The sequence below is a fragment of the Pararhizobium sp. genome, from assembly GCF_035497515.1.
Taxonomy (GTDB): domain Bacteria; phylum Pseudomonadota; class Alphaproteobacteria; order Rhizobiales; family Rhizobiaceae; genus Pararhizobium.
This window is the reverse complement of the sequence record NZ_DATJDJ010000040.1, coordinates 24,207-30,773: the sequence shown is the minus strand read 5'-3', so window position 1 is coordinate 30,773 and position 6,567 is coordinate 24,207. Positions and strand designations below refer to the sequence as shown.

The 6,567-nt window shown below is 59.1% G+C and carries 8 protein-coding genes and 1 pseudogene; 2 read left to right on the top strand and 7 right to left on the bottom strand.

Features of this window, described 5'->3' with window-relative positions:
• Positions 1–616: DMT family transporter (locus VL202_RS04315; RefSeq protein ID WP_325462936.1), on the top strand; the 616-nt coding region annotated here is incomplete at its 5' end.
• Positions 617–802: 186 nt separating this feature from the next.
• Here the strand turns inward: VL202_RS04315 and VL202_RS04310 are convergent.
• The 6 genes and pseudogenes from VL202_RS04310 to VL202_RS04285 form a co-directional block, all read right to left on the bottom strand.
• Positions 803–1,807, bottom strand: coding sequence for a TRAP transporter substrate-binding protein (locus VL202_RS04310; RefSeq protein WP_325462935.1), 1,005 nt, complete (start codon positions 1,805–1,807; stop codon positions 803–805).
• A 48-nt stretch (positions 1,808–1,855) separates the two neighbouring features.
• The gene (locus VL202_RS04305) at positions 1,856–3,133 is read right to left on the bottom strand and encodes a TRAP transporter large permease subunit (RefSeq protein WP_325462934.1); all 1,278 of its coding nucleotides are present in this window, start codon (positions 3,131–3,133) and stop codon (positions 1,856–1,858) included.
• Positions 3,133–3,666, bottom strand: coding sequence for a TRAP transporter small permease (locus VL202_RS04300; RefSeq protein ID WP_325462933.1), 534 nt, complete (start codon positions 3,664–3,666; stop codon positions 3,133–3,135). Before VL202_RS04300 ends, VL202_RS04305 begins: the two co-directional genes overlap by 1 nt.
• Before the next feature lie 12 nt (positions 3,667–3,678).
• Entirely contained in the window at positions 3,679–4,086 is a 408-nt protein-coding gene (locus VL202_RS04295; RefSeq protein WP_325462932.1) for a hypothetical protein, read from the bottom strand.
• A gap of 258 nt (positions 4,087–4,344) precedes the next feature.
• Positions 4,345–5,061: a FadR/GntR family transcriptional regulator gene (locus VL202_RS04290; RefSeq protein WP_325462937.1), complete on the bottom strand. Its 717-nt coding sequence runs from the start codon at positions 5,059–5,061 to the stop codon at positions 4,345–4,347.
• A 29-nt stretch (positions 5,062–5,090) separates the two neighbouring features.
• Positions 5,091–5,261: pseudogene (locus tag VL202_RS04285) on the bottom strand (FAD-linked oxidase C-terminal domain-containing protein); the annotation flags it as partial.
• 167 nt (positions 5,262–5,428) lie between these two features.
• Between VL202_RS04285 and denD the strand changes: the two are divergent.
• On the top strand, positions 5,429–6,412 hold the full coding sequence (denD, locus tag VL202_RS04280) for a D-erythronate dehydrogenase (RefSeq protein WP_325462931.1): 984 nt from the start codon (positions 5,429–5,431) through the stop codon (positions 6,410–6,412).
• Positions 6,413–6,421: 9 nt separating this feature from the next.
• Here the strand turns inward: denD and VL202_RS04275 are convergent, their stop codons facing one another.
• Positions 6,422–6,559 carry a hypothetical protein gene (locus VL202_RS04275; RefSeq protein ID WP_325462930.1) on the bottom strand — a complete coding sequence of 46 codons (138 nt, stop codon included), beginning with the start codon at positions 6,557–6,559 and terminating at the stop codon, positions 6,422–6,424.
• Positions 6,560–6,567 lie beyond the last annotated feature (8 nt).

Below are 6,567 nucleotides of genomic sequence, written 5' to 3'. Positions count from 1 at the left end.
GCCGCTGGCTGACGTCATGACCTATTGGCTGGCGGCTCCAATCTATGTCGCGGCCGCCTCGCCGCTGTTGCTGGGCGAGAGGGTCGGCTGGCGGCGCTGGACGGCAATCTTCGTCGGCTTCATCGGCGTCATCATCACGCTTGAACCGTCAAGTGCGATGTTCACGACGCCCGCCATCATTTCGATCGTCGGCACCTTCGCCTTTGCCTTCATGTTGCTGTCAGGCCGTAGCCTGCGTTCAACCCCGGACAAGACGCTGGTATTGTTCCAGCTCGGCGGAGCCGGCCTTGCTGGCCTGGTCTTTGCTCCGTTCGACTGGACGCCATTGACCTCGGCGCCGGAATTCGCGCTGTTGTGCCTTCTGGGGGGTGTCGCGATGGCGGCGCATATGCTCGTCAACCGCGCACTGAAAATCTCTGATGCTGCGACCGTCGCGCCGCTTCAGTACACGCTGCTTCTCTGGGCAATCGTTTTCGGCTGGATATTCTTTGATGACGTTCCCGGCCGCAGCATGATGGTGGGTGCAGCGCTGATCATCGGATCCGGCATGTTCATCTTCTTCCGCGAACAGCAGTTGAAGAAACGCCAACCGGACCGCCCCTTAGACGTACCCTGAGCCGCCTACTGCATAATTCCTTAAATCGGAATCGATTTAAGGATAAAGTTATGCTGCATATTTAAAGCGTTACAGCGACCTTTGCGCGTCATTTTTGACCCGCGGCGCTGTAAAAGCAGAAGGCCCACGGCATATGCCGTGGGCCTTCCATATGATGATGCTGCCGAAGCACAGCATGTCGCTGGCTTATTTGCGGATTTCGGCAAGCTCGGCGAGGATGGCGTCGACGACGTCGGCGCCGATTTCAGCCTTGTGCTTTTCGTACACGACCATCGACTTCTCGCGGATACGCGCCTGCTCTTCCGGAGAAAGAACATTCACTTCGAGGCCCGCGGCCTTGATCTTCTCCAGCGACTTCTTGTTCAGATCACCGATCACCTGACGCTCGACGTCACGGCCGACGACCGCGCATTCACGCAGGGCAGCCTGCTCTTCCGGCGCGTAGGTATCGAAGATCGCCTTGGAGAACAGGAACAGGAACGGCGTATAGGCATGGTTCGTCTGGGTGACGTATTTCTGCACTTCGAAGAACTTCGAGGTGTCGATCGTCACATAGGGGTTTTCCTGGGCGTCGATCGTCTTGGTCTCCAGCGCCGAGAAAACCTCACCAAAGGCCATCGGCGTCGCATTGGCGCCAAGGTTCTGGAACGTGTCGAGGAAGACGTTGTTCTGCATGACGCGAACCTTCATGCCCTCCAGGTCCTCCCATTTGGTGACCGGGCGCACGGAATTCGACAGATTGCGGAAGCCATTTTCCCAATAGGCAAGATTGACCAGGCCGACCGCAGCCAATTTCTCGTCCATCATGTCGCCGAACTTACCGTCGAGGACCTTGTAGGCCTCGTCCGCAGTCGAGAAGAGGAACGGCAGGTCGAACACGCCGAGAGCCGGCTCGATGCCGACAAGCGGTGACGACGAGGTGACGACGGCTTCCTGGACGCCCGAGCGGAGCGCCTGGGTTGCCTGAAGGTCGCCGCCAAGAGCGCCGCCCCAGAAGGCTGTCAGCTTGAGCTTGCCACCGGACTTCTCATCGAGGCACTTCTGCATGGCCTCGATGCCGTTGCCGACCGGGTGATCGGCATTGATGCCGTTGGACACGCGGATATTGCGCTCGGTGAATTCGGCTGAAGCCGGCGACGCCAAGGTAAAGGCGAGAGCGATGGCCGTGGTGGTCAGAAGCAGTTTTCTCATAGTATCCTCCCATGGATTGTTGAGCGAGAAACCTTGGCTCGATGACTGTCAGTGCAGCCATCGAGCCGGTACGATAACCAGGTCCGGAAACAGGACCAGGAGCAGAAGCACGAGCGTTTGCGCGAGCAGGAAAGGCCAGACACCGACCGTTACCTTTCCAAGCGGAACACGACCGACGCCACTGACGACGTTGAGAACGACGCCGACTGGCGGGGTCAGCAGGCCGATACAGTTGTTCATGATGAACAGGACGCCAAAGTAGACGGGGTCGATGCCTGCCTCCTTGATGACTGGCATCAGAACCGGTGTCAGGATCAGGATCGTCGGTGTCAGGTCCAATGCGGTGCCGACGACCAGCACCAGGATCATGATGACGAACATCAGCAAGGTCGGACGATCGATCAGCGGTTGAATCAGCCCCGTAATTTCTCCCGGAATGTTTGCTGCAGTGATCAGCCAGGCGGAAACGAGCGCGGCGCAGACCAGGAACATGATCACGGAGGTCGTCTTTGCCGCCTGCAGGATCACGTGCGGAAGCGCTTTCGGCGAAAGCTCCCGATAGATGAACATACCGACGAAGAGCGCATAGGCGGCGGCGATGACCGCCGCTTCCGTCGGAGTCACGATGCCCGCCTTGATGCCACCCAGAATGATGACCGGCATGCCAAGCGCCCAGAGTGCCCGTCCGGTCGCCCGAAGGCGTTCCTTCCTCGACGCGCGTGGTAGAGCCTCGATCTTGTCCTTTCGCACCACGATCAACCAGGTAACAATCAGTGCGACGCCCATCATCAAGCCGGGCACGATGCCGGCCATGAAGAGCTGCGTGATCGACACGTTGGCGGCGACGCCGAAAACGATGAACGCCATCGATGGCGGAATGACTGGCGCGATGATGCCTCCGGCAGCGATCAGACCGGCCGATCGCGGCACGTTGTAACCTGCCTTAGCCATCATCGGTATGAGAATTGCTGCGAGAGCAGCTGTGTCCGCAGCGGCAGAGCCGGAGATACTCGCCATGATGAGTGCGGCGAAGATCGCCACAATGCCGAGGCCGCCGCGGACATGACCGACACAGGCAATGGCGAAGTCGATGATGCGCCGCGACAGACCGCCGGCATTCATCAGTTCGCCAGCCAGGATGAAGAACGGGATGGCAAGCAGAGTGAATGTATCAGCCCCGGCAATCATGTTCTGCGCAATGATCTGGGTATTGAACATACCCATGTACCACATCAGGATAACGCCGCAGAACATCAGGGAGAAGGCGACCGGCACTCCGATCGCCATGGCTCCGAGCAGCGAGCCGATAAAGACGAGAAGGGTCATCAGGTACGTTCCGCCATCTGTTCAATCGTCAGGTTCTCACCAGCGAAGGCTTCCAGTTCCTCTTGGGTCACCCGACCCGTGAGAAGGCGGACTAGACGCTCCAGAGCAATGATCGCGCAACCGAAGCCGGTGAAGAAGCCGCTACCGTAGACGAACCCCATGGACAGGCCGGTCACCGGGGCTTTCATGCTCCAGTTGATGGGGAGCTGCTTCCAAGTCCCCCAGAAGAAGATGGCCGAACAGGCAACAATCACCAGATTGCTCAGGATCATGCAAATGATGCGGCCCTTGCGGCCAAAAAGCGCGACCAACGTTTCAACGCCGAGGTGACCATGTTCGCGGAATGCGACGACGGCACCGATGAACGTCAGCCAGACGAAGAAATAGCGCGCCAATTCATCCGACACCGTCAGCCCGGAATTCATCCCGTAGCGCAGAACGACGTTTACGAAAACCATGGTCGCCATTCCCGAAAGCAAGGCGATCAGCAGGACCTCAAGCGCTTTGTAAAATAGATCGATTGCCTTTTGCACTCGCTCCCCCTTTTATCTGTACAATAGGCCGCGTTCGGCGCGATTGCCCGGCGCAGTGCCGACCCTGAAGGTCCATTGCGAACAGGCATCGCTGCGACCCACCCAGTTTACCAGACGCCGACGCCTGAGTGTCGAAATTTCCGCGCGATCGCTGGTCACGGTTGAATGACTGGCGGGCAAATTCGGTGCTTTCGATTGATCGCCGTCATGGTTTTCGTCGATCATCAGGAAGCCGCCCGGCCCTTCGACAGGCTGGAATTTATCCACTGTACCGCAGTCGGCTCGATTGATTGCGGCGGTCAGTTCCCCGGCGAGGTCATCGATTTCGATGACCGTCGCGATTGGTGACAGATCCAGCAGTCGACCGTTGCGAACCGGAACCGGACCGTCGGCCGCCCTCGACCAAACGCGGCCGATCACAAGAGCGCCTGCGGTGCCGCCGGGCAAAGGATCCGAAGCCTGAAGCGATCTATTGGAATACAACTCCCTACCTCCCCCGCGTCCACCACAGTTGGCCCTCCCGCCGCACCGCAAGATGTCAGGCTGCCTGACAATGGTAGCGCTACCTTCTAGTCATAGTTTCTTCGGCTGTCCAGTACCGAAAGACGCCTTGAAAGTCGGCGATCCCGATGTCCCGGCGATCCATTCTGAAGCGACATGTCCACCCTCGTAGGATTTTCAGCTGGCTTCAAACGGCAGATCGAGGCGACTGGCTGCGCCGAGCAAGTGCTGTCTCATCGCGTCTCGCGCGCTTTGCGGGTTTCGGCTTGCGACGGCGTCACGGACAGCGACATGCTCGGCAATCGTTAACTCGACGATTTCCTCAAGAACGGCGGTCGCTCGCGCGGCGCTGATGGCAAGGCTGATCCGCTCTGCGATGAAGCCGACGAACAATGCGAAATATTCGTTGCCGGTCGCCGCTGCAATCACACGATGGAAGGCAAGGTCGGCAACGATCCCCTGATCCGTCCACTTGTCCGTGCCGGTCATCGCCGCAAGAGCAGTATCGAGCTTCGCAAGGTCGGCTTCGACGTGGTGGATCGCCGCGAGCCCTGCAGCCTCGATTTCCAACGGCATACGCAACTGGAAGAGATCGCGAAAGGTCGCACGGTCATGAAGATCACTCTGCTCGATGCGGATCGACTGGCGCGCCTTGATCTCGGTTGCAAAGGCCCCAACGCCTTGGCGCGTCTCCACCAGCCCTTCGTTGCGCAGCTGGGCGATCGCCTCGCGCACCACCGACCGGCTGACACCAAAACTGCTGGCCAGAAAATGCTCCGTCGGCAGCTTGCCTCCCGGCAGGATGCGGCCATCCGTGATCTCGCGCGCAATCTGCGCGGCGATGCGCGAGGGCAGATGCTCATTGCGCCGTAGTTGTCCAAAATCCACTGACATGCCCTGCCGCCCCTGTAAAACTTCCCGACTTATGAATGACGCTCGAAATCCAGTTGGCATCCCCGATTCATCACCAACTGCGGGTCGATGGCATTTTTCAATGCGGTCAACAAATTTCGCCGAACTGCCGGCAAGCATGCCTCATGATCCGCCTTCTTTAATCGTCCAATACCGTGCTCGGCACTGATCGATCCCTGATAGGCCTGGACCAGACAACCTGACGTAGAATCCATTCTGGGCATGACAAGCAACAATTCTGTTTTCAAACGCACGATATATGGTTATCAGACAACCTTACAATGGCTTTTGTTTTAACGCCGCCGCGTGGTTGTTTGAAGTTGACCCGCAAAAGTGGGAGGAAAACGAGTTGCATATTCTGATTATCGGCGCCGCCGGGATGCTCGGCCGCAAGCTTGCTCAACGGCTGACGAATGATGGAACCCTTGGCGATCGTCCGATCGAGGCGATGACGCTGGTCGATGTGGTCACCCCTGAAACGCCGGAGGGCTTCAGGGGCAAGGTGACGCTCGAAACGGCAGATCTTTCTACTCCGGGCGAAGCCGCCCGGCTCATCACCGGCAGACCCAACGTCATCTTCCACTTGGCGGCCATCGTCTCCGGCGAAGCGGAACTCGATTTCGACAAGGGTTACAGAATCAATCTCGACGGCACGCGCTATCTCTTCGATGCGATCCGGATCGCCAATGGCGAGAATGGCTACAAACCGCGCGTCGTCTTCGCCTCGTCGATCGCAGTCTTTGGCGCTCCCCTGGCCTACCCGATTTCGGACGAGTTCCACACCACGCCGCTGACCAGCTACGGTACGCAGAAGGCGATCTGCGAACTGCTGCTCTCCGACTATTCACGCCGCGGATTCTTCGAGGGCATCGGCATTCGTCTGCCGACCGTATGCATCCGCCCCGGCAAGCCGAACAAGGCAGCCTCCGGTTTCTTTTCAAACATCCTGCGTGAGCCGCTGGTTGGACGGGAGGCGGTCCTGCCGGTTTCCGACGACGTGCGCCATTGGCATGCATCGCCCCGTTCGGCCGCAGGGTTCCTTATCCACGCCGCGACGATCGACGTCGACAAGGTCGGCCCGCGCCGCAACCTGTCGATGCCAGGCCTCAGCGCCACTGTCGGACAACAGATTGACGCGTTGCGCCGCGTCGCAGGTGAAAAAGCGGTGGCGCTCATCCGCCGTGAGCCCGACGAAATGATCATGCGCATGTGCGCTGGTTGGGCTCCGGGCTTTGAAGCCAAGCGCGCCACCGCCCTCGGTTTCAAGGCCGAACAGTCGTTCGACGAGATCATCAGGGTTCATATCGAGGACGAACTGGGAGGCAAGCTCTGATTCCGGAGTTTACACCGTCAGGGCAGTCGTCGCGATGGCTGGACTGTTCAACCCAGAACCGCGCTTGCCTCCATGGTGCGCGACGGACTCCGTGACTTCATAGCTGATGGCAATGGCGATATCGACCACAGCGGTCTGTTGCCGCATATCGAAAA

What these genes read in the sequence shown, in the direction of transcription:
- VL202_RS04310 (WP_325462935.1), bottom strand. Translation starts at nt 1,807, where the DNA reads ATGAGAAAACTGCTTCTGACCACCACGGCCATCGCTCTCGCCTTTACC.
- VL202_RS04305 (WP_325462934.1), bottom strand. Translation starts at nt 3,133, where the DNA reads ATGACCCTTCTCGTCTTTATCGGCTCGCTGCTCGGAGCCATGGCGATC.
- VL202_RS04290 (WP_325462937.1), bottom strand. Translation starts at nt 5,061, where the DNA reads ATGTCAGTGGATTTTGGACAACTACGGCGCAATGAGCATCTGCCCTCG.
- VL202_RS04275 (WP_325462930.1), bottom strand. Translation starts at nt 6,559, where the DNA reads ATGCGGCAACAGACCGCTGTGGTCGATATCGCCATTGCCATCAGCTAT.